Raw genomic sequence first — 25,167 nt, 5'->3', positions numbered from 1 at the left:
GGGGTACGACAGTTTTCATACGAGCGCGAGTAGTGCGGCCGCAACGGCGGCTTCGACGCCGGCGCCGAGGACGTCGCCGGTGACACCCCCGAGGCGCTTGGTGCACCGGAGCAGAAGGGCACCGGCGACGGCGTAGGCAAGGAGAACGGCGAGCGGCCCACGCCACCACGGAACACCGGGAAGCAGCACGGCGAGCCCGGCGGCGCCCACCCCGACGGCAACCGCGGCGACGCGCGGAACCGAGCCGGCGACGGTGGCACCGAGGCCTTCGGGCCGGGCAGAGGGCACGCCGCGCGCACACGCCATCGACAGGGTGCACCGCCCGACGAGAACGGCGGCGGCTGCCGTGAAGGGGTTGGCGGCGGTGAGCGCGCCGACCTGGACGAGGAGGACGAGAACGAGAGTCGCGACCCCGGTGGGACCGGAGTCGCCGCGGCGCATGACGTCGAGGGCCTTGGCGCGGTCATAGGAGGCACCGAGCCCGTCGGCGGTATCGGCGAGCCCGTCGAGGTGCAGCCCCCGGCTGCCAAGCGCGACGGCTCCCAGGGCAAGTGCCGCGGTCGCGAGAGCCGGAACGCCGAGCGCGGCGCCGGCGGCGACGACGAGCCCGGCGGCCACGGCCAGCGGAAGAGCGGCGAGCGGCGCGAGCAGCATGGCCCCGCCGGCGACCCGCCGGTCGATGACGCGGGGCGCCGGGACGGGAACGGTGGTCAACGTCCCGACGGCCATCCGCACGGAGTCGAGCCAGCGGCTCATGCCGGGTTGTCCACAGCACAGGGGAAAGGAGCCGAGTTGTCCACAGAAGGCTGAGCGCGGTGCGGGTCACCGAGACGGGCCGGCATCCCGGTCGCGGCGTTGAACGGGCTGTGTAGGGGTTGTCCGCTACGCAGGTCGTGGGTCAGCTGCCTCCGGGCCGGTCGCACGGGCGGCCGGCTGCCCGAGTGCCGGCGCGAACCGGCACGGGCCTCGACCTCGCGGGCTTGGGTGGTGGTTTCGTCGGTCACACGCCACTCCGGCCTGTCGGGATGGTCGCGGTGGTGAACGGGCCGGGCAGAGGTTGTCCGCTGCGCGGGTCCTGGGTCAGCTGCCTCCGGGCCGGTCGCACGGGCGGCCGGCTGCCTGAGTGTCGGCGCGAACCGGCACGGGCCTGGACCTCGCGGGCTTGGGTGATGATTTGGTCGGTCACACGCCACTCCGGCCAGTCAGGGTGGTCGCGGCGTCGGCTGCAGCTGATCCGCTGCGGACGACACCGCGGCAGGTCAGCCCGCGGCACGGCCGCCCGCCACACCGGATGCGCGACCGGCGCGGGCCGGCGCCGCGACCTGCCCTCATGCCAGGTCGGCCAGCAGGCCCATGTCGGCCAGGATGGCGCGCGCCGCCCGCAGGGTCGGGACCGCCTGGACCGCTCCGCTGCCTTCGCCCAGCCGCAGGCCGAAGTCCAGGATCGGCTCCAGCCCCAGGGCCTTCAGCGCGAACGCCTGCGAAGGTTCCGTCGATCGGTGCCCGGCGAGCCACCACTGCTCCGCTCCCGGCGCGATGTCCCGCGCCACCAGGGCCGCCGCGCCCGAAAAGACTCCGTCCAGCAGCACCGGGATGCCCAGCACCGCCGCCTGGACCAGGAAGCCCGCCGTGGCCGCCACGCAGGCGCTGCCCAGGGCCGTCAGGCGCTCGAACGGGTCCTCCGTGCGGCCCGTCGTCCGGGCCAGGGCCGCGGCCACCGCGGCCGTCTTGCGCTCCAGGCCCGCCGCGTCGACGCCCGTTCCCGTGCCGACCACCTCCGCCGCCGGGAGGCCCAGCGATGCCGCCACCAGGGCCGCGCACATCGCCGTGTTGCCGATGCCCATGTCGCCCGGGATCAGCACGTCCGCTTCGCGCTCCTCCAGCGCGATCACCCGGCCCGCCTCGAACGCCGCCTGGGCCTCGCCCGGCTGCAGCGCGTCCTCGACGTCGATCGAGCCCGAACCGCGGCGGATCTTGTGCGCCGTGACCTCGGGCGGGACGTCCGCGCCGTCCCAGTCGACGCCGAGGTCCGCGACCCGCACCCGGGCGCCGACCTGCGCGGCCAGGACGTTCACGCCGCTCTTGCCGGCCAGGAACACCCGCACCATCGCCGCGGTCACCTCGCGCGGGTACGCCGAGAGCGCCGACACGCCGTGGTCGCCCGCGAAGACGACCACCCGGACGTCGTCCAGGGGCCGCGGGGGGACGCTTCCGTGCGCCGCGGACAACCAGGCGGCTATCTCCTCCAGCCTGCCCAGCGCGCCGAGCGGCTTGACCAGGCCGTCGAGGCGCTCCAGCGCGGCGGTGCGGGCGGCGGGGTCGGGCACGGGTACGTCGAACACGGGCGCCTCCTGGGCTACAGGTCGAGCGCCCGGCCCGCGACGACCAGCACGACCCGGTCGGCGTCGGCGGACACCCGGTTGTTGAGTGCGCCCAGCACATCACGGAACAGCCGTCCGGACGACGTTGCGGGCACCACACCGCTGCCGACCTCGTTGCTGACCGCGACCACCGGCACCCGCGCCGCGGCCCACGCGGCGAGGAAGTCCTCGAGCCGGTCGTCCAGGCGGTGCTCCCAGCCCGGCTTCTGCCGCCACGCGCCGACGTCGTCCAGCACGCGGGACAGCCACGTGCCGAGGCAGTCGATCAGCAGTGGCTCGGTCGCGCTCCGGAGGACGCCCGCGAGGTCCGTGGTCTCGACGGTCTTCCAGTTCGCCGGCCGCCGGGCCTGGTGCGCGGCCACCCGCGCGGCCCACTCGGGGTCGTCCTCGCCCGCGGGCAGGCCGGGCGCCACGTAGACGAGGTGCGCGTGGCGGGCGACGAGCCGCTCGGCGTGCCGCGACTTCCCCGAACGGACCCCGCCGAGGACCAGCACCTTGCCTTCGTCGCGCCCGTACCGGCGTAGGGCGCGAGCCAGGGATTCCAGATACCCGGCGAGCCGGTGGGTCAGCTTCGTCATACCGGCATTCTGGTGCACGCGCTACCGTGCGCCACGTGCCACTCCGTCTAGGGACAACCACAGCCGGACTCGTGACCGGATACGTTACCGACGCTCTGTTCGGTGACCCCCGAACGGGGCATCCGGTCGCTCTGTTCGGTACCGCCGCCGCCCGCCTGGAACACCGTCTGTGGGCCGACTCGAAGCCGCGCGGGGTCGCGTACGCCGCGTTGTGCACGTTCGGCGCTGTCGGCCTCGGCGTTGCCCTTCAGACGGCGACGCGGCGACGTCCCTTCGCGCGCTTCGCGACCACAGCTGTCTGCACGTGGGTCGTGCTCGGCGGGCGTGGCCTCGCCGCCGAAGGCTCCGAGATGGCTCGGCTGCTCGAAGCGGGCGAAGTGCCCGAAGCGCGTCAGCGGCTCTCGCACCTCTGCGCCCGCGACGCGACGACGCTTGACTCCGCCGAGCTGACCCGCGCGGCCACCGAGTCGATCGCCGAGAACACGTCGGACGCCGTGGTCGCGCCGCTGTTCTGGGGCGCCGTCGCCGGGATTCCGGGACTCCTCGGCTACCGCGCGCTCAACACCCTGGATGCCATGGTCGGCTACCGCTCGCCGCGCTACCGCCGCTTCGGCTGGGCCGCGGCGCGGGCCGACGACGTCGTCAACCTGGCGCCGTCGCGGATCGGTGCCGCGCTCACCGTGCTGTGCGCGGGCGGCCGGACGCGGGAGGCATGGCGGATGTGGCGGCGCGACGGCGGACGGCACCCCAGCCCCAACGCCGGCCAGGTCGAGGCCGCGTTCGCGGGCGCGCTGGACGTCCGGCTCGGCGGGACGAACAGCTACGGCGGCGAGGTGGAGAGCCGGGCGCGGCTCGGGGACGGGCGCGAACCGGAGCCGGTCGACCTGCGGCGCGCGGTCCGGTTGTCGCGTCGGGTGGGCGCCGCCGCGGTCGCGCTGGCGGCGGTGGTGGCCCGGTGAACGGGCTGCTCGTCGCCGGGACGACGTCCGACGCCGGGAAGAGCCTGGTCACCGCCGGGATCTGCCGCTGGCTGGCGCGCCATGGCGCGCGCGTCGCGCCGTTCAAGGCGCAGAACATGTCCAATAACTCGATGGTCTGCGCCGACGGCGCCGAGATCGGCCGCGCCCAGTGGCTGCAGGCCCGCGCCGCGGGCGCCGAGCCCGAGGCGGCGATGAACCCGGTGCTGCTCAAGCCGGGCAGCGACCGGCGCAGTCACGTTGTCGCGCTCGGGAAGCCGTTCGGCACCCTCGAAGCGGGGGAGTACGCCACCGGTCGCGCCGGGCTGGCCGAGATCGCCTTCGGCGCCTTCGCGGACCTCAGCTCGCGCTACGACGTCGTCGTCTGTGAGGGCGCCGGCAGCCCGGCGGAGATCAACCTGCGCGGCGGCGACTACGTCAACATGGGGCTCGCGCGGCGGTTCGGGCTGCCGGTGCTGGTCGTCGGCGACATCGACCGCGGCGGCGTGCTGGCGGCGATGTTCGGCACCCTCGCGCTGCTGTCGGCCGAGGACCAGGCGCTGGTCGCGGGCTGGGTGGTCAACAAGTTCCGCGGCGACGTCGGGTTGCTGCGCCCGGGCCTGGACAGCCTCGAGAAGGTCACCGGGCGGCCGGTGCTGGGCGTGCTGCCGTGGCTCGACCGGGTGTGGATCGACTCGGAGGACGCCCTCGCGGCGGCGGGCTGGCGCCGCGAGGCGCACGGCGGCGGGCTCGGCGTGGCGGTCGTCCGGTTCCCGCGCGCGTCCAACGCCACCGACGTCGACGCGCTGGCCGCCGAACCCGGGGTGACGGTGACGCTGACGGCCGACCCTGACGTGGTCGCGGCGGCGGACATCGTGGTGCTGCCGGGCTCGCGCGCGACGGTGGGCGACCTGGCCTGGCTGCGCGACCGCGGTCTCGACACGGCGGTGGCCTCCCGCGCGGCGGCGGGCCGGCCGGTCCTCGGCATCTGCGGGGGCTACCAGATGCTCACAGAGTCCATTGTGGACGAAGTTGAGTCCGGCGTGGGCACGGTGCCCGGCCTCGGCCTGCTCCCGGGACGGGTGACGTTCGCACCGGAGAAGGTGCTGGCCCGGCCCACGGGGGCATGGCGGGGCCACCGGGTGGACGCCTACGAGATCCACCACGGCTCGGTGACCACGACGGCACCGGCGGAGTCCTTTCTGGACGGAGCACGCACCGGCGCGGTCTGGGGCACGATGTGGCACGGCGCGTTCGAGAACGACGCGTTCCGCCGCGCGTGGCTGACGGAAGCGGCAGGGCAGGCGGGGGCGACCTGGACGCCGGCACCGGACGCGCCTGGTTTCGGCGACCTGCGCGAGGAGATGCTGGAAAAGCTGGCGGACGCGGTGGACGAGCACCTCGACACGGCAACGTTGGAGACGCTGCTGGAACGGGGTGCACCCCCGGGCCTGCCGTTCGTCCCGCCCGGCGCGCCGTAGCGCGGGAGAGCGGGAGAGCTTGCGGTTCGGACCGCCCGGAGTGCTGTGGCGTCGGGCCGCGGTCGAGGATGCCGTTGGTGCCGGGGCGCGGTCGAGCGTGCCGTTCTTCCCGCCGGGAGCGCAGTAGCGCGGACAGGTGCGGTCTTGCTGCTCCGGGGCAGCCGAGCCGGCGGCCACCGCCACGGCCGGTCGCGGCCTGCTCTCAGCGTGGCAAGGGGCCGGTGAGCCGGCCGGCGCGGGCTTCGAGGCCGCACGTTCCGATGCGGGCCCCGGCTTTCCACGCCTTCTCGTCCGGTGCGTATCCGACCAGGACCAAGCCGGGCGGGATCTCGTAGGCGCCGCCGAACAGGGTGTCCGACCGGGTCTGGCAGCTGCGGTTCACTCCGGCCGTGGCTTCGCGGTCGCCCGGGTACGGGGTTTCCGGGCCTGCGATCGTGAACGCGTCCAGCACCACGCCGTCGTGCTCGCCCGCGCAGGGGACGCGGACCGCGTCGGTGCCGAGGCGGCCCAGGTCGTAGCAGTTCTCGACCTGCATGGCCGCGATCGGTGCGTTCGAGAAGCTCAGCAGGCGGACCAGCACCAGGACCGCCGCGACCGGCAACGCGATCGCCCAGACCAGGCCCGCGGCGATCCCGCCGATCGCCAGGCCGCGGCCGCGCTCGCCGGTCCGGTGGATCCGGACCAGCGCGACGATGCCGAAGACCACTCCCAGCAACGCCGTGATCCCGAAGAAACCCAGCACTCCGGTGATCAAGGACGCGACCGCGAAACCGTCCCGCTTGGCGGGCCCGGGTGTGAATTCCCCCATGGGGAAAGGTTAGGGGGACGAACCGGCCGGCGGGTTAACGATCCGGTCAGGCGGCGACGGCGGTCCGCCGGTTCAGGGTCTTCTCCGCGAACGCCCCGAACGACAGGCCCAGTGCCAGCCACAGCGTCACCTGCGTGCCGACCGAGGCCGTCCGGAAGCTCCACAGCGTCGACGCCGGGAACGTCGGCGGGACCTCGTCGACCACCGGCATCAGCCAGGCCACCACGCCGATCACGACCAGGTAGCCTGCCGCTGCCAGGAGGAAGCCGTTCCACGCGCCCAGGCGGTCCGCCAGCTTGCGGCCGAACACCGTGGCGAGGATGCCCGCGAGCAGCGAGACCGCGACGAACCCGAAGTACAGCTCGGTGCGTGAGCCGATCGTGCCCGGCTGGCCCACCGCGGGCGGGTTGGCCGGGTACTTCAGGAACGGCACCAGGAACACCACCGCGAACGCGCCCGCCGTGAGCAGCAGCGCCGTCACCCGTGGACGCAGGTTGCCCAGCCGTCCCTGGGCGAACGCGAAGGCCAGCGACAGCAGGCCGCCGATCGCGACGCCGTAGACGAGCACGCCGGTCAGCAGGCCGAGCGTGCTCTGGATGTCGCGGGGGACGAGCTCCTCCTCTTCCGGAGAAGGAGCGGAAGCGTCGTGCGAGTGCGAGTGTCCGCCGGGCTCCTCGAGCCCGATCGCGGTGTTCACCGACGGCTCACCGAAGGCGTAGGCGAAGCCGAACGCGAGCACGCCGGCGATCAGGCCCGCGAGCATGCCGCGGACCAGCAGGGTCTTCATCATGGGAGTGCGTGCCCGCCGATCAGTGGCAGGGGAAGGCCAGCAGGTGCCGGCCGTCGTGCACGAACTCGTGGACGTACATATTCGCGAACACCGCGGTCGCGCCCTGCTCGGCGCTCACGAAGTACAGCGCGATCAGGGCCAGGAGCACCACGAACACCGCCCACGGCACGATCTCACGGATCGGGATGCGGATCGGGAGCGGAACGGCGGGAGCTGCCGTCTGGGTCATGAGCGTGGCCTCCTCGGGCTTTCGCGGCCTCATCGGGGTCGGTCACGAGGGTCCGGGTCTGGCTTCCCCCTGGTGGGGGTCACAGTGGCGCGACCGCGCGGACTTGCACCGCGTTCCGGAATCCTCGTCTGGCCGGTTGAGCGTAGGTCCGCCGTTCCACGCCCGTCAATGTGACAATGCCGCGGTGACTCGAATGGTGGCCGCCCTCGACGTGGGCGGGACGACGATCAAGGCCGCGTTGCTCGACGAGCAGCTGCAGCCCAAGGCGGCACTGCGCGCGGAGACGGCCCGCAGCGCGGACGGGACGGCGCTGGCCGCGCAGACCGCGGACATCGTGGCCGCGCTGGCCGAACAGGCGGGGACCGGGCAGCCGGCGGCGGTCGGCGTCGTGGTGCCGGGCATCGTCGACGAGGAGACCCGCGTCTGCCACTTCTCGGCCAACCTCGACTGGCGCGAAGTCCCCTTCGGCGAGCTCCTGGAAGACCGGCTCGGGCTGCCGGTGGCGTTCGGCCACGACGTCACCGCGGGCGGCGTCGCCGAGTTCCGGGTGGGCGCGGGCCGGGGCGCGACGAACGCGGCGTTCATCCCGGTCGGCACCGGGATCGCCGCCGCGCTGCTGCTCGACGGCCGGATCCACCGCGCGCACGGGCAGGCCGGCGAGGTCGGGCACATCGACGTCGGCCACCCGGGCCGCTGCGGCTGCGGCGCGACGGGCTGCCTGGAGGCCATCTCGTCGGCGGCCGCGATCGCCCGCCGCTACACCGAGCGCACCGGCCGCCCGGCCGACGGCGCCCGCGAAGTCGTGGAGCTGGCCCGCCGCGGTGACGAGGTCGCGATCGCCGTTGTCCAGGACGCGCTCGACGGGCTCGGCCACGGGATCCGGACGCTGCTGACGCTGCTCGGCCCGGAGGTGATCGTCCTCGGCGGCGGCCTCTTCACCGCGGCCGACTACGTGCTGGAGCCGGTGCGGGAGTGGCTGGCCGCGCACCTGACGTTCCAGAAGATGCCGGAGCTGCGGATCGCCGAGCTGGGCGACGAAGCCGGGCGGCTGGGCGCCGGGTTGCTCGCGTTCGACCTGCTCGGTACCTGAGCCCTCCGAAGGCCACCACCGGGCGAACCCCGGTGGTGGCCTTCGCCCCCAGCTCAGAGTGAGCGCAGGAAAGCCAGCGACGGCATGAAGAAGTACTCCCCGCCCCGCAGCGTGACCGACTGCGGTACCGGCCCGGCCGTCCGCTGGGCGGAGCCGCCCCAGTCCACCGTGTAGTCCGACGACCCGCGCTCGCCCTGGCCGATCACCGGGTCCAGCCCCGGCGTGACGCCGTCGATGATCGGGAAGCCCGGGTTGTCGGCCCAGAGCGCCTGGGTGAACTCGAACTGGTTGTCCAGCACCGAGTTGAAGGCCATGAACAGCAGCCCGACCCCGTTGCTCGGCCGCGCCGCGGGCGGGACGTCGGCGTTCGGGTCGTCCGGCCGCTCGCCGTAGGTGACGCCGCGGCGGGCCATCAGGTGCCGCCGCTCGGCGTCCGGTTCCTCGGCGCCGCCGGAGCCGCGCGGGTTGGTCTTGCGGATGTGCGCCTGGAACGGGCACTTCAGCGCGGCGCGGTCGCTGTCGTAGGTGAAGTTGTTGGACACCGGGCTTTCCGCGCCGTCTTCGCGCTGGGTGGTCAGCGGCGTGCCGTCCTCGAAGCGGCCGATCAGCATCGCCCCGGCCCGCTCGCGGTCCTCGCCGGTCAGGGCGAGCGCGTCGGCCAGGTCCAGTTCGGCCTGCTTGAACCGCCGGACGTTCTGCTCCAGCTTGCGGAAAACGAAATAGCTGCCGAAATGCACGCCGGGATCCGGCGCGGCGGTGTCCGGAACCAGCACCTGCTTGAGCGGTGCCGCCGGGTTCCACACGTTGATGCCGTCGGTGCTGTTCTTTTCCGCGTCGACGTCTTCGGTGAGGAACAACGGCTGGCTCCGGCCGTCGACGTACCCGAAGTGCTCGATGCCTTCGCCGCGCGCGTTGACCCGGCCCAGCCCGGTCTCCTCGGCGAGCACCGCCGCCGAGTCCGGCAGCAGGCCGAGGATCTCGTTGCGGCGGGCGGTCATCGCCTTGTCGGTGGCGTCGCCGACGAGCACGACGGCGTGGATTTCCGCGCGGTAGCCGGGATCGAACGTCGAACGCGGCGGGTCGTTCAGCTTCCGCCGCGTCGCCGGGGCCGCCATCCCGCGCAGGAACGCCTCGTCCTGCGGCATGTTTCCGTCGACGCCGAGCGCGCGGTAGCCGGCCGCGGTGAGGCCGACGCCGACGTACGGCGTTCCCGCCGCGCCTTCGCTCTTGAAAGCCCCCACTTCCTCGAGGTGGTCCTTGGCAGACTTCATCTTCCCGGTCACCGAGACCAGGAAGGACCGCGCCTCCGCCGCGTCCCCGAACGCGAGGAACAGCGCGGACAGGTGATCGCGGACGTGGGCCTTGAGGATGTTCGGCTGCAGTTCGCCGAGCATCGTGGCGGCGTCGCCGCTCGCCGTGGTCCAGGACAGCGTGGTGGACAGATCGACACTCATTCCGGGTCCCCTCCCGTGTGAAAAAACGCCCGCCTCTCGGCGGGCACCCGGCCGACCTGAATCCCCCTCGGCCGACCGGGTCCCCTGAGCCCAGAATGCCGTGCCGGGGGCGGGGAATGCCACCCGTCCGGCGGGTTCACACGAAAGATTAAGTTGAGCGCGAAATTTCCCGCGGGAAAAGAAAACGCGGGCCCCGGCCGGGGCCCGCGTTTCACCGCGCCTGCGTGATCAGGACCACCACTGGGACTTGGCGCCCGCCATGAAGTCCCACAGCTGCATCCGCGTGCCGTTGCCACCGACCTGGCCCTCGCCGGTCAGGTAGCGGTTACTGGCGGGGTTCTGCAGCCGCAGGTAGCCCTCCGGGTTGACGGTGTCGATCCACCACTGGTTCTTGCCGCCGGGGCTGTAGTCCCACAGCTGGACCTTCGTGCCGTTCTTGCCGATCGTGGTCAGGTCGGCTTCGAGGTACCGGCCGCTCTGGACGTTCTGGAAGCGGAGGTAGCCCTCCGGGTTCCGGGTGATGTAGAACGCCTGGTTCGCGGCGTACACGTTGCAGTCCCACAGCGCCATGATCGTGCCGTTGGCGTTGATCGTGTTCAGGTCCGCGTCCCAGCAGCGGCCGAAGGCGGCCGACTCGATCAGGTACGCGTCGGCCTCGGCGACCTGGGCACCGGCGGCCCCGGCGGTGGACCGGTGGGCGGCACCGACCTTCGCGGGCCGCAGCTTGATCCCCCCGGCGAGCGTCTGCACGGGCACGTCGCCGCCCTTGCCGTCGGTCTGCGCCGCGCCGGCCTGCGCCGCGCCGGCCTGCGGCACGGCGACCAGCCCGAACAGGCCGGCCGCCGCGGCGACCGTCACCATCAGGCGCTTCATCTTCGTCATGGTTCCCCTTCTCGTCGCTTCACCAGTGACGACGACGGGAAAATGCAGGCGGCAACCGGCCCCGGGCCACAGTGGACCCGGCGCGTGGCCGTGCCGGCGAATCCCCCTCGCCGAGACCGTCAAACCCCCGAAAGCGGTCTCTCCGACCATCATTCAGGCCACTCCCGCCGTCGTCGAGGTGATTTCCCGGAGGGGACAGAACGCAGGTCAGCGGTGTAACGGAACGAGATCTCGGCCCGATGGACCGGCAGACACCCGGGGGAGGGGCGTGCGGATCGAGCTGACGGTGCCGGACCTCATCCGCGTCGGGCTGGCGGCGGCGGCCGACCCGATGGGCGAGCTGACGGCGAGCCTGCAGGTCCTGCAGCGGCGCGACGGCGGCCGCAACGCGGCGTCGGCGGCGTTCAACCGGTGGCGCCACCGGGTCTGGCAGGGCTTGCCGGATTCGGCGTCGGTGCTGATGTGGCTCTGCCGCCCGGGCGCGCCGGTCCCGGCGTTCCTGCTGCCCGCGGCGGGGCGCTACGACCTGGAGTCCGGGCTCGCCGCGGTGCTCGACACCGAACCGCTGCGCCTCAAGACGGCGTTGCGCACGGCACCGGCCGGCCGCGACCTGCCGGCCTGGGCCGCGGCGCTCGCCGACGGCGACACGGCGGGCCTGCCACGGCTGGCGCAGGCCCTCCAGGAGTACCACGACCTCGCGCTCGCTTCGTGCTGGGACGTGGTGTGCGCGCAGGTCGACGCCGATCTCGGGATGCGCACGCAGGTGCTGCTCCACGGCGGGGTCGACGCGCTGCTGACCGGCCTGCGGCCGAAGGTCCGCTGGGCCGCACCGGTCCTGGAGACCGACGACCGGATCGCCGGGACGCTCCCGTCGGAAGGCACCGGCCTGCTGCTGGTCCCGACGTACTTCTCGGTCGGCCCGGTCCTCGTCCCGGCGTTGCCCGGTGGCACGCCCCGGCTGCACTACCCGTGCGTCCGCCAGGTCACGCACCCCGTGGGGCCGGCGAGCCCGAGGGCGCGGAAAGCGCCGGGCAACGCACTGGCGGATCTGCTCGGCCCGACCCGCGCGGCGGCGCTGACGATCCTGGCGGTGGGGTGTTCGACGTCGGAACTGGCGGCGCGGCTCGGGGTGACGCCCTCGGCGGTCAGCAAGCACACCGCGGTGCTGCGGCGGGCCGGGCTGATCATCACGCACCGGGAGCGGAACACCGTGCTGCACTCGCTCACGCCGCTGGGAAGCGCTCTCCTGGACAGCTGACTGTCCATTGCGGACGGTCAGTCGAGGTCGGCCGTCGCCGCGATCAGTTCCGCCAGTGCTTCCGCCGCCAGTTCCGCGAACCCGCGCTCGTTCGCCGGCGCGGTCCACCGTTCGAAGGCCGTCCAGAACGCCAGGCCGCCGAGCTCTGCAGCGAGGGTCGCCGCCGGGTCCGGCACTCCGCGTTCACGCAGGGCGCCGGCCATCGCCGCCGTGAGCGTCGCCCGCTTGAGGAGCCCGCGCTCCCGCAGGTCGCTCTGCCCCGCGACCACCGCCTGGACCCGGCGGGCGCGCTCCCGCCGCTCCGGACCGAACTCCGCCGCGGCCGCCGCCAGTGCCCCGCCCACCGCCGCGGCCGGGCTCGCGGCCTCGGGAGCCGCCGCGATCGCGTCCGCGAGGATGCGGCTCAGCATCTCCTGGCCGGCGAAGAGCACTTCGCGCTTGTCGGTGAAGTGGCGGAAGAAGGTCCGCTTCGTCAGGCCGGCCCGGTCGGTGATCTCGGCGACCGTCACGCTGTCGTACCCGCGCTCGCCGAACAGCCCCAGCGCGGCGTCCAGCAGTCGCTCGCGCGTGTTCGGCTCCCAGCGGCTCATGCCTCCAGCCTAGGCGATGACACCAGGTGTCATCACGGTGCTATGGTGATGACACCAAGTGTCATAAGGAGGCTCTCATGCGTGTGTTCGTCACCGGCGCGTCCGGCTGGATCGGCCGGGCTCTCGTGCCGGAACTGCTCGACGCCGGTCACCAGGTCACCGGGCTGGCGAGGTCGGACGAGTCGGCCGGGAGCGTCGCCGCGATGGGCGCCGGCGTCCTCCGCGGCGGCCTCACCGACCTCGAAGTTCTGAAAGAAGGCGCCGACAGCGCCGACGGCGTCGTCCACCTCGCCTTCGGGCACGATTTCGCCGAGATGGACACGGCGATCCGAACCGACGCGGCCGCGGTCGAGGCGATGGGCGCGGTGCTGGCCGGGAAGCGGTTCGTCGCCGCCTCGGGGACACCGATGGTGCCCGGGCGCGCGGCCACCGAGGAGGATGACTCCGTGTTCGCGGGGCCGGTGGCCGGCCGCGGGGACAACGCCAGGGCCGTCCTCGCGATGGCAGACCAGGGCGTCCGCGCGTCCCTCGTCCGGCTGCCGCGTTCGGTGCACGGCGAAGGCGACGCCCACGGGCTCATCACGCGCCTGATCGCGCTCGGGCGCGAGAAGGGCATCGCGGCTTACGTCGGCGACGGCACGCAGCGGTGGCCCGCGGTGCACGTCCTCGACGCGGCCCACCTGTTCCGCCTGGCCCTGGAGCAGGCCCCGGCGAAAGCCGTGCTGCACGCAGTCGGCGACGAGGGGGTGCGGATCCGTGACGTCGCCGAGGTGGCCGGGCGCCGGCTCGGCCTGCCGGTCACGTCCGTGACCGCCGAGGACCTCGGCTTCCTCGGCGGGCTCGTGGCGCTCGACCAGCCGGCGTCGGCGAAGATCACCCGGGAAACGCTCGGCTGGCAGCCCACCGGCCCCGGCCTGCTCGACGACATCGAAAAGGGTTACTACGACTGAGGAAGTGGTACAGCGCCGGCGGAGGTGGCGACAGTGACACCTCCGCCGGCGCTGGGGTCCTACGCGATCGGCCGGTCCGTCGGCGCGATCGGGCGGGGCAGGACGTCGCGGCCCGTCAAGTACGCGTCGACGCCGGCCGCGGCGCTGCGGCCCTCCGCGATCGCCCAGACGATCAGGGACTGGCCGCGGCCCATGTCACCGGCCACGAACACGTTGTCCAGGCTCGTCTTGAACGCCTTGTCGCGGGCCACGTTGCCGCGCGCGTCCAGCTCGACGCCGAGGTCTTCGAGCAGGCCCTGCTTCTGCGGGCCGAGGAAGCCCATCGCCAGCAGGACGAGCTGCGCGGGCAGCTCGCGCTCCGACCCCTCGACGGGGACGAACTTGCCGCCCTCGTTGCGGACCTCGACCAGCTTCAGCGCCCGGACGCGGCCGTCGGAGTCGCCCAGGAACTCCTGCGTGTTCACCGCGTACAGCCGCTCGCCGCCCTCTTCGTGCGCCGAGGACACCCGGTAGATCATCGGGTACGTCGGCCACGGGTGGGCGTCCGACCGCGTCTCCGGCGGCTTCGGCATGATCTCCAGCTGCGTCACCGAGCGCGCGCCCTGGCGGTGCGACGTCCCGACGCAGTCCGCGCCCGTGTCGCCGCCGCCGATGACGACGACGTCCAGGCCCGAGGCGTCGAACGGCGACTTCGCCAGCTCGCCCGAAGCGACCCGGTTGGCCGGCGGCAGGAACTCCATGGCCTGGTGGATGCCGTCGAGCTCGCGGCCGGGGATCGGCAGGTCGCGCCAGTCGGTGGCGCCACCCGCCAGCACCACGGCGTCATAGGACGACTGGAGTTCGGCGGCGGTGATGTCGACGCCGACGTTCACCGACGTCCGGAACTCCGTGCCCTCGGCCTCCATCTGCGCCAGGCGCCGATCGAGGCGGGACTTCTCCATCTTGAACTCGGGAATGCCGTAGCGCAGCAGCCCGCCGATCTTGTCGGCCCGCTCGAGGACCACGACGCTGTGGCCCGCGCGCGTGAGCTGCTGCGCCGCGGCCAGACCCGACGGGCCGGAGCCCACGACCGCGACCTTCTTCCCGGTCTTCGTGGTGGGCGGCTGCGGCGTCACCCAGCCCTCGTCGAAGGCCCGGTCGATGATCGAGATCTCGACGCGCTTGATCGTCACAGGGTCGTCGTTGATGCCGAGCACGCACGCCGTCTCACACGGTGCCGGGCACAGCGTCCCGGTGAACTCCGGGAAGTTGTTGGTCGCGTGCAGCCGCTCGATCGCCTGCTGCCAGTCCTCGCGCCAGGTCAGCGTGTTCCACTCGGGGATGAGGTTCCCGAGCGGGCAGCCCTGGTGGCAGAACGGGATGCCGCAGTCCATGCACCGGCCGGCCTGCTTCTGCAGCTTCGTCGTGGCGAAGTCTTCGTAGACCTCTCGCCAGTCCATCAGCCGCAGGTCGACCGGACGCCGCTTCGGCTCTTCGCGGGTGGTGGTCAGAAAGCCCTTGGGGTCAGCCATGTGCGGCCTCCATGATCGCCTCGTTCACGTCGCGCCCGTCGCGCTCGGCCTGCACCTGGGCGGCGAGCACGCGCTTGTAGTCCTTCGGCATGACCTTCCCGAAGCGGTCGACACCCGCGTCCCAGTCGGCCAGCAGTTCCCGCGCGACCGCGGATTCCGTTTCGTTGTAGTGCTTCTCCAGCGTCTCGCGCAGGAAGTCCGCGTCCTCGGAGTCGAGCGGGTCGAGGTCGACCATCTCCGGGTTGACGCGGTGCGCGGGCAGGTCGAGCACGTAGGCGATGCCGCCGGACATGCCGGCCGCGAAGTTGCGCCCGATCGGGCCGAGCACGACCATCCGGCCGCCGGTCATGTACTCGCCGCCGTGGTCGCCGACGCCTTCGACGACGGCCAGCGCGCCCGAGTTGCGCACGCAGAACCGCTCGCCGACCTTGCCGCGGATGAAGATCTCGCCGCTCGTCGCGCCGTAGGCGATGACGTTGCCGGCGATGATCTGCTCCTCGGCCACGTACTGCGCGTCCCGCGGCGGCCGCACGATCAGCCGTCCGCCGGAGAGGCCCTTGCCGACGTAGTCGTTGCCGTCGCCGTAGAGCCGCAGTGTGATGCCCTTCGGCACGAACGCGCCGAACGACTGGCCCGCGGTGCCGGTGAAGGTGACGTCGATGGTGTCGTCCGGCAGCCCTTCGCCGCCCCACCGCTTGGTCAGCTCCGACCCGAGCATGGTGCCGACGGTCCGGTTCACGTTGCGGACCGGCAGTTCCAGCCGCACCTTGTCGCCCGAGTTGAGCGCACCTTCGGCCAGCTGGATCAGCGTGTTGTCGAGCGCCTTCTCCAGCCCGTGGTCCTGCTTCGTCTGCTGCAGCCGCAGCCCGGCCGGGGCCATCTCGGGCACGTGGAAGATCGGCGACAGGTCGAGCCTGGCCGCCTTCCAGTGGTCGATCGCCTTGCGCTTGTCGAGGAACTCCGCGTGCCCGACGGCCTCGGCGATCGACCGGAAGCCCAGTGCTGCCAGGTATTCGCGCACTTCCTGGGCGATGAACTCGAAGAAGTTGACGACGTATTCGGCCTTGCCGCTGAACTTCTCGCGCAGCTTCGGGTTCTGGGTCGCGACGCCGACCGGGCAGGTGTCGAGGTGGCAGACGCGCATCATGATGCAGCCCGACACCACCAGCGGCGCGGTCGCGAAGCCGAACTCCTCGGCGCCGAGCAGCGCCGCGATGATGACGTCGCGGCCGGTCTTGAGCTGGCCGTCGGTCTGCACGACGATCCGGTCGCGCAGCCGGTTGGCCAGCAGCGTCTGCTGCGTCTCGGCCAGGCCGAGCTCCCACGGGCCGCCCGCGTGCTTGATCGACGACAGCGGCGACGCGCCGGTCCCGCCGTCGTGGCCCGAGATGAGCACGACGTCGGCGTGCGCCTTCGACACGCCGGCCGCGACCGTGCCGACGCCGACCTCGGACACGAGCTTCACGTGGATGCGCGCGTTCGGGTTGGCGTTCTTGAGGTCGTGGATCAGCTGGGCGAGGTCCTCGATCGAGTAGATGTCGTGGTGCGGCGGCGGCGAGATCAGGCCGACGCCCGGCGTCGAGAACCGCGTCTTCGCGATCCACGGGTACACCTTCGCGCCGGGCAGCTGTCCGCCCTCGCCGGGCTTCGCGCCCTGCGCCATCTTGATCTGGATGTCGTCGGCGTTGACGAGGTACTCGCTCGTGACGCCGAACCGGCCGGACGCGACCTGCTTCACGGCGCTTCGCCGCTCCGGGTCGTACAGCCGCTCCGCGTCTTCGCCGCCCTCACCGGTGTTGGACTTCCCGCCGAGGCGGTTCATCGCGATGGCCAGCGTCTGGTGCATCTCCATCGAAATCGAGCCGTAGGAGATCGCGCCGGTGGCGAACCGCTTGACGATCTCCGAGACCGGCTCGACCTCCTCGATCGGCACCGGCGCGCGCTTGCCGTACTTGAAGTCGAACAGCCCGCGCAGCGTCAGCAGCTTCTCGGCTTGGTCGTCGACGGCCTTGGTGTACTCCTTGAAGACCTCGTACTTCCCGGCCCGCGTGGAGTGCTGGAGCTTGAACACCGTCTGCGGGTTGAACAGGTGCGGCTCGCCCTCGCGCCGCCACTGGTAGTCCGCACCGGTCTCCAGCTCGCGGTGCGGCGCGTGGAACCCGTCGGCCGGGAACGCGTACTTGTGCCGCTTCGCGACCTCGTCGGCCAGCGTCTCGAAGCCGACGCCGCCGAGGCGGGACGTCGTGCCGGTGAAGCAGTTCTCGATGACCTCTTCGCCGAGCCCGATCGCCTCGAAGATCTGCGCGCCGGTGTAGGACGCGACCGTCGACACGCCCATCTTCGACATCGTCTTGCGGACGCCCTTGCCGAGCGCCTTGATCAGGTTCTGCGTCGCCTGCTTCGGCGTCACCCCCGGGATCAGGCCCTGGTGGGCCATCTCCTCGACGGTCGCCATCGCCAGGTACGGGTTCACCGCGGCGACGCCGTAGCCGATCAGCAGCGCGATGTGGTGCACCTCGCGCGCGTCGCCGGCCTCGACGATGAGGCCGACCTGCGTGCGCGTCTTCTCGCGGACGAGGTGGTGGTGCACCGCGCCGGTCAGCAGCAGCGACGGGATCGGCGCGTGGTGCTCGTCGACACCGCGGTCGGACAGCACGATCAGCCGGGCGCCGTCCTCGATCGCCTCCGAAACCTCGGCGCGGATCTCGTCGAGCCGTTTGATCAGCGCGTCGCCGCCGCCGTGCACGTTGTACCGGCCGAGCACGGTGACCGCCTGGAACTCCGGCAGGTCGCCGTCGTCGTTGACGTGCACCAGCTTGGCGAACTGGTCGTTGTCGAGCACCGGGAACGGCAGCACGATCCGGCGGCAGCTGGCCGCGTTGCCCGCCAGGAGGTTCGGCTCGGCGCCGATCTGGGTGCCCAGCGCGGTGACGAGCTCCTCGCGGATGGCGTCCAGCGGCGGGTTCGTGACCTGCGCGAACAGCTGGATGAAGTAGTCGAAGATCAGCCGCGGCCGGCTCGACAGCGGGGCGAGCGGCGAGTCGTTGCCCATCGACCCGATCGGCTCCGCGCCGGTGCGAGCCATCGGCTCGAGGATGGCTTCGAGCTCCTCCTCGGTGTAGCCGAACGCCTGCTGGCGGCGCACGAGCGCGGCGTGCAGCGGGACCTCGCGGTCGCGCTCGGGCAGGTCGTCCAGGTGCACGAGACCGGCGTCGACCCACTCGTCGTACGGGTGCGCGGTCGCCAGTTCGGTCTTGACCTCTTCGTCCTCGACGATCCGGCCTTCGACGGTGTCGACGAGGAACATCCGGCCGGGCTCGAGGCGTCCCTTCCGGACGATCGTCGCCGGGTCGATGTCGAGCACGCCGACCTCGGAGGCGAGCACGACGAGACCGTCGTCGGTCACCCAGTACCGGCCGGGGCGCAGGCCGTTGCGGTCGAGCACCGCGCCGATCTGGCTGCCGTCGGTGAAGGCGACCAGCGCCGGGCCGTCCCACGGCTCCATCAGCGTCGAGTGGAACTCGTAGAACGCCCGCCGCGCGGGGTCCATCTCCTGGTGGTTCTCCCACGCCTCCGGGATCATCATCAGGACGGCGTGGGGCAGCGAGCGGCCGCCGAGGTGCAGCAGCTCCAGGACCTCGTCGAAGCTCGCCGAGTCGCTGGCGCCGCGGGTGATCACCGGGTAGATCCGCTTGAGGTCGCCCGGGATCAGGTCGGTCTCCAGCAGTGCCTCGCGGGCGTCCATCCAGTTGCGGTTGCCGCGCAGGGTGTTGATCTCGCCGTTGTGCGCCACGTACCGGTACGGGTGGGCCAGCGGCCACGACGGGAAGGTGTTGGTCGAGAAGCGCGAGTGCACCAGGCCGATGGCGCTGGTGACGCGCTCGTCGGTCAGGTCGGCGAAGAACCGCTCGACCTGGGGCTCGGTGAGCATTCCTTTGTAGACGATCGTGCGCGAGGACAGCGACGGGAAGTAGACGTCGTCCTCGGCCAGCTCACGCTCCGCGCGCTTGCGGACGCAGAAGGCGCTGCGCTCGATGGCGAGCGGGTCGGCGTGCTCCGGCTTCGGGCGGCGCGCGGCGAGGAACAGCTGCGTGAAGTGCGGCATGGTCTCGGCCGCGGTCGGCCCGCAGTGCTCGGTGTGCACCGGCAGCTCGCGCCAGCCGAGGACGCGCATGTCCTCCTCGGCGGCGATGCGCTCGATGGTCGTCATGGCCCGGCCGCGGCGCTTTTCGTCCTGCGGCAGGAAAGCCGTGCCGACGGCGTAGGTGCCCGGCTCGGGGAGCTCGAAGTCCACGACCTCGCGGTAGAACTCGTCCGGGATCTGGATCAGCAGGCCGGCGCCGTCGCCGGTGTCCGGTTCGGCGCCACGAGCCCCGCGGTGTTCCAGGTTGCGCAACGCGACCAGGGCCTTGGCGACGATCGCATGATCTCGGCGCCCGGTCAGGTCGGCGACGAAGGCGACACCGCAGGCGTCGTGTTCGTAGTCGCTCCGGTAGAGGCCCTGGGCCTCGGCGTTGCTGAGCTGCTCCCCGGACGGGGGCAGGGAACTGGCACGGTGGGTCACGGCTGGCCGCCTCCCAAGGCGTTGGCGCGACCGGTACTCACCTCATCGAGTGGTTCGGGCTGAACCGGTTAACGAAGTGGTCCGGTACCGCGATGGTCAGTCGAGAACAGTTGCTGTTATCGGCGTCGTTGATGTCACGAGTGCAAGATGCCGCGAGGTACCGGCCGGGCAACGATGCCTGGAAACCGGACGCGGATCATCTGGGAGGCCGCACGACACTGGGCAGCCGAACATGTCGGGTGCTGCGTGCGCGCACAGGACGGCCACTGTGGTGGGGGCCGTCCGGAGCGCGCGGTGTTACTCCCGGGTTCGCCGGGTCTTATGACGATAGTGTGAATTCGCTGTTATCGACATACGTCGTCGCGCCCGGGTGGGAAATGCCACGCTGGCGTTGACGTGGCCCAGGGTAGTCCCATATGCCGGGCTGGAGTTCCCGCAGAACGGTCAATAACCCCGCTGACCTGCGCAAATGTCCGTCCGAAGTGGTCCGATGCGGCTGTCGCGGGCCCGTTGCGGGGTGGGATGCTGGGTGCATGGCGGACTGGCCCGATGACTGATCGTTATCTCTCCGTGGCTCGGACGGGCGTCCACGAGATCGAGATCAAGCGCTCTCGGTTCCTCTGCGCGCTCGCTCCGGTGTCGTCGGAAGCGGCCGCGCGCGAGTTCATCGCCGGTCGCCGGCGCGCCGATCCGGGTGCCCGGCACCACTGCCACGCGTTCGTTTTGGGGCCGGACGGGCGAATCCAGCGGTCCAGTGACGACGGTGAACCGGCCGGCACCGCGGGCACGCCGATGCTGGAAGTGCTGCGCCGCCGCGAGCTCACCGACACCGTCGCGGTGGTGACGCGCTACTTCGGCGGCGTCCTGCTCGGCGCGGGCGGCCTCATCCGCGCGTACGGTCAGTCCGTTTCGGACGCTCTGGAAGTTGTTGGTGTACTAGAACACCGGCGTCTCAGCCTCGTCGAGGTGTCGGTGAGCTACGACCGCGCGGGCCGGCTGGAGAACGACCTGCGCGCGTCGCCGTACCACCTGCACGCGACGCGGTTCGACGCGCGAGCCCACTTCGAGATCGGGCTGGCGCCGGGAGAAGCGCCCGCGTTCGAAAGCTGGCTCGCCGACCTGACGAACGGCGAAGCGGCGACGACCGCTCTCGGCGACCACTGGGTGGTCCACCGGCACTGAGTGGTCCGGTCGCGAAACCGCTTGGCGCGCAACGAACTTTCGGCGCTTCCGTCGGAAGGTCCGTTCGTGGCACCATGTCGTGCCACCGAGTTCCGGTACCACTTCGATCCCCTGGAACGTTGCCGGCATGGCTCGACGCATGCTGACAACGTTGTCACCACCTGTTCTGCTTGCCCGACAACGTTGTCGCCCGGCGGAAGCGTGCGACAAGGAGGGAAGGTTCCATGTCCGGACCACTCGCCAGACGGTTTCGCGGGGCCCTGCTCGCCGCGGTCCTCGCGGGAGCGGGGCTCGCCGCACTGCCCGCCCCACCCGCCGTCGCGGCGGCCGCGGCCCTCACGCAGTACGTGAATCCCTTCATCGGCACGGACAACAGCAACTCGCCCAACCCGGTGCCCGGCGGCGCCGGCGGCAGCACGTACCCGGGTGCGGTGGTGCCGTTCGGGATGGTGCAGTTCAGCCCGGACACCCCGACCGCGTCGCCGTCCGGCTACCGCTACAGCGACACCAGCATCGAGGAGTTCAGCCTCACCCACTTCAACGGCGCCGGCTGCCCCAACAACGAGGACCTCGGCCTGCTGCCGATCACCGGCGCGCTCGGCACGTCGCCGGGCACCGGCTGGACCGGGTACGCGGGCGGCTACACCAAATCCAACGAGTCGGCCGCGCCCGGCTACTACAAGAACAAGCTGGACAACTACAACACGACCGTCGAGCTGTCGGCCACCCAGCGGTCCGGGTTCATGAAGCTGACCTACCCCAACACGACGTCCGCGCGGCTGCTCGTCAACACCGGCCGCAGCGCCACCGGCAGCCGCAACGGGTCGATCAGCATCAGCGGCAGCCAGCTCACCGGTTCGGTGACCGGCGGCGGCTTCTGCGGTTCTTCGAAGACATACCAGATCTTCTACGTGATCCAGTTCGACCGCGCGCCGAGCGGGTTCGGCACCTGGCTCGGCGGGACGATCTCGGCCGGGTCGGCGAGCACCAGCGGCACGAACTCCGGCGGGTACGTCACCTTCGACACCTCCAGCAACACCACGGTGCAGGCGAAGGTCGGCATTTCGTTCGTCAGCCTGGCCAACGCGCAGGCGAACCTCGCCGCCGAAAGCCCCGGTTTCGACTTCGCCGGGATCCGCGGCGCGGCCGACACGAGCTGGAACAACGTCCTGAACCGCATCCAGGTGTCCGGCGGTGCGGCCGCCGACCTGCAGAAGTTCTACACGGCGCTGTACCACGTGTTCCAGAACCCGAACATCGCCAGCGACACGAACGGGCAGTACCGCGGGTTCGACCAGGCGGTGCACACCGCGTCGCACACGGTCTACCAGAACTACTCCGGCTGGGACATCTACCGCTCGTGGGCCGCGCTGATCGGGCTCGTCGCGCCGAACGAAGCGAGCGACATCGCGAAGTCGATGGTCCTGGACGGCCAGCAGGGCGGGCTGCTGCCCAAGTGGTCGCACAACAACAACGAGCACTTCGTGATGACCGGCGATCCCGGGCCGATCATCGTCGGCAGCATGTACGCCTTCGGGGTCCGCGGCTTCGACACCTCGGCGGCGCTGACCCTGATGGACAAGAGCTCGAACGGCGGCACGGCGCAGGGGCAGGCGATCCGCGGCCGGGAAAGCGGCTACCTCAGCCGGCACTACGTCTACGAGGACCCCTCGGACTCGCTCGAGTACTCGGCGTCGGACTTCGCGATCGCGCAGTTCGCGAAGGCGGTCGGGGACACGACGAAGTACAACACCTACATGCAGCGCGCCCAGTGGTGGCAGAACGTGTTCGGCACCGACTCGGGCTACATCCAGCCGCGCGGCAGTGACGGCACCTGGGCGTGGCCGGTCGTGCCGTCGAGCAACAGCGGCTACACCGAGGGCAACCCGTCGCAGTACACCTGGATGGTGCCCTACAACTACCAGGGCGTGATCAACCTGATGGGTGGCCGCCAGACCGCCGTCCAGCGGCTGGACCACCACTTCACGCAGCTGAACGGCGGCCTCACCCAGCCGTACTTCTACATCGGCAACGAGCCCGAGCACGGCGTGCCGTGGGCGTACAACTACGCCGCCCACCCGCAGGGCACCAGCTCGGCGGTGCGGCGCGTGATGAACGAGTCGTTCACCACCGGCGCGGGCGGCCTGCCCGGCAACGACGACCTCGGCGCGACGTCGGCGTGGTACGTCTTCGCCGCGCTGGGCATGTACCCGGCGACGCCGGGCGCGGACGTGCTGGCCCTGCACGGCCCGCTGTTCCCGTCGGCGTCGATCGTCCGGCCCGCCGGGACGATCCAGATCACCGGCACCGGCGCGGGCCAGGGCGCGCAGTACGTGCAGAGCCTCAGCGTGAACGGCGTCTCGACGACCCGGTCGTGGATCCGCTACGGCGACATCGCGGGCGCGTCGACGCTGAGCTATTCGATGGGCTCGTCGCCGAGCGCGTGGGGCACGAACGTGTCCGACGTCCCGCCGTCGTACAACGACGGGTTCACGCCGCCCGCCGCCGCGCCGGAGCTCGGCACGAACCTGGCGCAGGGCAAGACGGCCACGGGCTCGGCGCCATGCAACTCGGCCGAGGTGCCGGCCAACGCCGTGGACGGGAGCCTGGCGAACAACAGCAAGTTCTGCAGCACGGCGGCGACGAAGTTCCTCCAGGTCGACCTCGGGTCGGCGCAGAACGTCTCCTCGTTCGTGGTCAAGCACGCCGGCCTCGGCGGCGAAACCACGAGCTGGAACACGGGCGCTTTCACGATCCAGACGTCGACCGACGGTTCGACGTGGACGACCGTCGCGTCGGTGACCGGTTCCCGGGCGAGCCGCACGTACCACCCGATCAGCACCCGGTCGGCGCGGTACGTGAAGCTCAACCTGACCACCCCGGCCAACGACGGCAACGGCGCGGCCCGGATCTACGAGTTCGAGGTCTACCGCTGACCCTCGTGAGTGGTAAGGCGAGTTAGAACTCGCCTTACCACTCACGACCCGGCTGCGGCAGCCCACTCCTCGCGGGTGATGGCGTACTCGACTGCGCCGTGCTCGCTGCCCGGGGCGCGCTCGTGCTCCGGGAACTCTTCCGAGTAGGCGCGGACGAACTTCATCCCCAGCTTCTCCATCACGCGGCGCGAGCCCGTGTTCACCGCCATGGTGGACGCCGTCACCCGGGTGACCCCCAGTTCGGTGAATCCCTTCGCCAGCAGCGCGGCCGAGCCTTCCGTGCCGTAGCCCTTGCCCCAAGCGTGCTGGTGCAGGCGGTAGCCGAGTTCGGGCTCGTCCGGCGGGTCGTGCGGGCGCGGGCGGAAATGGAACCAGCCCAGGAAATCGCCGGTGCGCTTCTCGATCGCCGCCCAGAACCCGTAACCGGGGAAACGCGCGTAGTAACCGAGGAACGCGGGAAGATCCAGGGTGACGATCTCGGCGCGGTCCGCCGGCTGTCCCCCATTGAGGTACTTCATGACGGCCGGGTCGTCGTAGAGCTCGAAGAGCGCGTCGGCGTCGTTCTCGGTGAACCGGCGGAGGATCAGCCGCTCGGTTTCGAGGAATACGTGCATCGGGTGATGCTGGCAGTAACCCCAGAGTGTGGCAACGTGATTACGCGGCGACGGCGAGGACCTCGTCCAGCGCCTGCGAGCCGGCCTCGGTGAGCAGGGCGGGCACGCGCTCGCCGCACTTGCCGGGGTGCGCGGGTGCGATCAGGCCGAGCCGCGCGAGCCGGTGCACGGTGATCTGGTCGCAGCAGCTCAGGCCGTCGATGAACAGGTCGGGCTCGCAGCTGCAGCTGATCTCGGCGTGGCCCTCGGCCACGGCTCTCAACGTGGCCCGCTCACGATGGTTCAATGCGGTGATCATGGCGGCGCCTCCTTCCCTTCGAGCCCATTAGACGCCCCACCACCGACAGTTTCCGCCTTTCAGCGTGCGAACCCGGGTATTTCAGGGGTGCACGTAGGGGTGGCGTGTCGCGCGGCGCCGGGGTGACCCCCGGGTACCCCTACGGGAGCGGTTCAAGCGTCGTCTTCCGGAGGTGCCGGAAAACGATCGACGTCCGGAACCCGACGATCTCCCGGCGCAACGCGAGCCGGTCGGTCAGGAATGCGTGCAGCGCGTCGATGCCGGGTGTCGTGACTTCGATCAGGAAATCGTCGTTTCCGGCCGTGACGTATACCGACAGCACTTCCGGAAGTTCGGCGATCGACCGCTGGAAGGAATCGATCACCGCCCGGCTCAGCGGCCGCACCTGCGCCGTGACGAGCGCCCGGACGCCGCGGTTGAGGCTCGCCAGGTCGATGTCGGCGTGGTAGCCGCGGATGACTCCACGCTCACGCAGCAGCCGGATGCGTTCGAGGCACGTCGAGGGGGCGATGCCGACCTTCCGGGCGATGTCCCGGTTGGTCTGGCGGGCGTCTTCCTGCAGCAGCCGCACGATCGCCGAATCAAGTTCGTCCAGCACCGGCCCTCCTCGGTCGT

21 protein-coding genes are annotated in these 25,167 nt (G+C 71.5%); 7 read left to right on the top strand and 14 right to left on the bottom strand.

The genetic code is table 11. The annotated features are described in order from the left end of the window. Nucleotides 1–15: 15 nt before the first annotated feature. The 3 genes from AB0M93_RS30995 to AB0M93_RS30985 form a co-directional block, all read right to left on the bottom strand. Nucleotides 16–756, bottom strand: a complete 741-nt coding sequence (locus tag AB0M93_RS30995) for an adenosylcobinamide-GDP ribazoletransferase (RefSeq protein WP_364279676.1) — start codon at nucleotides 754–756, stop codon at nucleotides 16–18. A 572-nt stretch (nucleotides 757–1,328) separates the two neighbouring features. Continuing rightward, nucleotides 1,329–2,342: a nicotinate-nucleotide--dimethylbenzimidazole phosphoribosyltransferase gene (cobT, locus tag AB0M93_RS30990; protein ID WP_364279674.1), complete on the bottom strand. Its 1,014-nt coding sequence runs from the start codon at nucleotides 2,340–2,342 to the stop codon at nucleotides 1,329–1,331. Nucleotides 2,343–2,356: 14 nt separating this feature from the next. After that, on the bottom strand, nucleotides 2,357–2,959 hold the full coding sequence (locus AB0M93_RS30985) for a bifunctional adenosylcobinamide kinase/adenosylcobinamide-phosphate guanylyltransferase (RefSeq protein ID WP_364279671.1): 603 nt from the start codon (nucleotides 2,957–2,959) through the stop codon (nucleotides 2,357–2,359). Nucleotides 2,960–2,994: 35 nt separating this feature from the next. Between AB0M93_RS30985 and AB0M93_RS30980 the strand changes: the two genes are divergently transcribed. After that, nucleotides 2,995–3,918, top strand: coding sequence for a cobalamin biosynthesis protein (locus AB0M93_RS30980; RefSeq protein ID WP_364279668.1), 924 nt, complete (start codon nucleotides 2,995–2,997; stop codon nucleotides 3,916–3,918). Beyond that, on the top strand, nucleotides 3,915–5,396 hold the full coding sequence (locus AB0M93_RS30975; RefSeq protein WP_364279665.1) for a cobyric acid synthase: 1,482 nt from the start codon (nucleotides 3,915–3,917) through the stop codon (nucleotides 5,394–5,396). Before AB0M93_RS30980 ends, AB0M93_RS30975 begins: the two co-directional genes overlap by 4 nt. Nucleotides 5,397–5,598: 202 nt before the next feature. Here the strand turns inward: AB0M93_RS30975 and AB0M93_RS30970 are convergent, their stop codons facing one another. Genes AB0M93_RS30970 through AB0M93_RS30960 form a run of 3 tightly spaced genes read right to left on the bottom strand, consistent with a single transcriptional unit; the run spans nucleotide 5,599 to nucleotide 7,223 of the window. Then, on the bottom strand, nucleotides 5,599–6,204 hold the full coding sequence (locus AB0M93_RS30970) for a DUF4190 domain-containing protein (RefSeq protein WP_364279662.1): 606 nt from the start codon (nucleotides 6,202–6,204) through the stop codon (nucleotides 5,599–5,601). A gap of 46 nt (nucleotides 6,205–6,250) precedes the next feature. Next, nucleotides 6,251–6,994 carry a CbtA family protein gene (locus AB0M93_RS30965; RefSeq protein ID WP_364279659.1) on the bottom strand — a complete coding sequence of 248 codons (744 nt, stop codon included), beginning with the start codon at nucleotides 6,992–6,994 and terminating at the stop codon, nucleotides 6,251–6,253. A 19-nt stretch (nucleotides 6,995–7,013) separates the two neighbouring features. Continuing rightward, the gene (locus tag AB0M93_RS30960) at nucleotides 7,014–7,223 is read right to left on the bottom strand and encodes a CbtB-domain containing protein (RefSeq protein WP_003069169.1); all 210 of its coding nucleotides are present in this window, start codon (nucleotides 7,221–7,223) and stop codon (nucleotides 7,014–7,016) included. A 193-nt stretch (nucleotides 7,224–7,416) separates the two neighbouring features. Between AB0M93_RS30960 and AB0M93_RS30955 the strand changes: the two genes are divergently transcribed. Next, the gene (locus AB0M93_RS30955) at nucleotides 7,417–8,313 is read left to right on the top strand and encodes an ROK family protein (protein WP_364280139.1); all 897 of its coding nucleotides are present in this window, start codon (nucleotides 7,417–7,419) and stop codon (nucleotides 8,311–8,313) included. 53 nt (nucleotides 8,314–8,366) lie between these two features. On the opposite strand, the gene AB0M93_RS30950 is transcribed toward AB0M93_RS30955, so the two are convergent. Then, complete coding sequence (locus AB0M93_RS30950) at nucleotides 8,367–9,767, bottom strand: Dyp-type peroxidase (protein WP_364279656.1); 1,401 nt, start codon at nucleotides 9,765–9,767, stop codon at nucleotides 8,367–8,369. 228 nt (nucleotides 9,768–9,995) lie between these two features. After that, entirely contained in the window at nucleotides 9,996–10,649 is a 654-nt protein-coding gene (locus AB0M93_RS30945; RefSeq protein ID WP_364279653.1) for an RICIN domain-containing protein, read from the bottom strand. Between the two features lie 268 nt (nucleotides 10,650–10,917). Between AB0M93_RS30945 and AB0M93_RS30940 the strand changes: the two genes are divergently transcribed. Continuing rightward, nucleotides 10,918–11,907, top strand: a complete 990-nt coding sequence (locus AB0M93_RS30940) for a winged helix-turn-helix domain-containing protein (protein ID WP_364279650.1) — start codon at nucleotides 10,918–10,920, stop codon at nucleotides 11,905–11,907. A gap of 17 nt (nucleotides 11,908–11,924) precedes the next feature. Here AB0M93_RS30940 and AB0M93_RS30935 read toward each other — a convergent pair whose 3' ends face one another. After that, entirely contained in the window at nucleotides 11,925–12,497 is a 573-nt protein-coding gene (locus AB0M93_RS30935) for a helix-turn-helix domain-containing protein (RefSeq protein ID WP_364279648.1), read from the bottom strand. Nucleotides 12,498–12,574: 77 nt separating this feature from the next. On the opposite strand from AB0M93_RS30935, the gene AB0M93_RS30930 reads away from it, so the two are divergent. Then, nucleotides 12,575–13,447 carry an SDR family oxidoreductase gene (locus AB0M93_RS30930; RefSeq protein ID WP_364279645.1) on the top strand — a complete coding sequence of 291 codons (873 nt, stop codon included), beginning with the start codon at nucleotides 12,575–12,577 and terminating at the stop codon, nucleotides 13,445–13,447. Between the two features lie 59 nt (nucleotides 13,448–13,506). On the opposite strand, the gene AB0M93_RS30925 is transcribed toward AB0M93_RS30930, so the two are convergent. Both AB0M93_RS30925 and gltB read right to left on the bottom strand, forming a co-directional pair. Continuing rightward, nucleotides 13,507–14,958, bottom strand: coding sequence for a glutamate synthase subunit beta (locus AB0M93_RS30925; RefSeq protein WP_364279643.1), 1,452 nt, complete (start codon nucleotides 14,956–14,958; stop codon nucleotides 13,507–13,509). After that, complete coding sequence (gltB, locus tag AB0M93_RS30920; protein WP_364279641.1) at nucleotides 14,951–19,522, bottom strand: glutamate synthase large subunit; 4,572 nt, start codon at nucleotides 19,520–19,522, stop codon at nucleotides 14,951–14,953. Before gltB ends, AB0M93_RS30925 begins: the two co-directional genes overlap by 8 nt. Before the next feature lie 549 nt (nucleotides 19,523–20,071). Here gltB and AB0M93_RS30915 point away from each other — a divergent pair. Both AB0M93_RS30915 and AB0M93_RS30910 read left to right on the top strand, forming a co-directional pair. Continuing rightward, on the top strand, nucleotides 20,072–20,704 hold the full coding sequence (locus tag AB0M93_RS30915; protein ID WP_364279639.1) for a YigZ family protein: 633 nt from the start codon (nucleotides 20,072–20,074) through the stop codon (nucleotides 20,702–20,704). 224 nt (nucleotides 20,705–20,928) lie between these two features. Next, nucleotides 20,929–23,640 (top strand): GH92 family glycosyl hydrolase, encoded by a 2,712-nt coding sequence (locus AB0M93_RS30910; RefSeq protein WP_364279636.1) that lies wholly within the window; start codon nucleotides 20,929–20,931, stop codon nucleotides 23,638–23,640. Nucleotides 23,641–23,681: 41 nt separating this feature from the next. Here the strand turns inward: AB0M93_RS30910 and AB0M93_RS30905 are convergent, their stop codons facing one another. The 3 genes from AB0M93_RS30905 to AB0M93_RS30895 form a co-directional block, all read right to left on the bottom strand. Further along, nucleotides 23,682–24,254 (bottom strand): GNAT family N-acetyltransferase, encoded by a 573-nt coding sequence (locus AB0M93_RS30905; protein ID WP_364279633.1) that lies wholly within the window; start codon nucleotides 24,252–24,254, stop codon nucleotides 23,682–23,684. 40 nt (nucleotides 24,255–24,294) lie between these two features. Next, a complete protein-coding gene (locus tag AB0M93_RS30900; protein WP_364279631.1) occupies nucleotides 24,295–24,552 on the bottom strand; it encodes a hypothetical protein in 258 nt (85 codons plus the stop codon). A 139-nt stretch (nucleotides 24,553–24,691) separates the two neighbouring features. Further along, entirely contained in the window at nucleotides 24,692–25,147 is a 456-nt protein-coding gene (locus tag AB0M93_RS30895; protein ID WP_364280136.1) for an Lrp/AsnC family transcriptional regulator, read from the bottom strand. Between the last annotated feature and the right edge of the window lie 20 nt (nucleotides 25,148–25,167).

The sequence above is a fragment of the Amycolatopsis sp. NPDC051102 genome (assembly GCF_040682815.1).
In the GTDB taxonomy this organism is placed as follows: Bacteria; Actinomycetota; Actinomycetes; order Mycobacteriales; family Pseudonocardiaceae; genus Amycolatopsis.
Note: the sequence above shows the minus strand (reverse complement) of the source record. Positions and strands in the feature narration are given on the sequence as shown.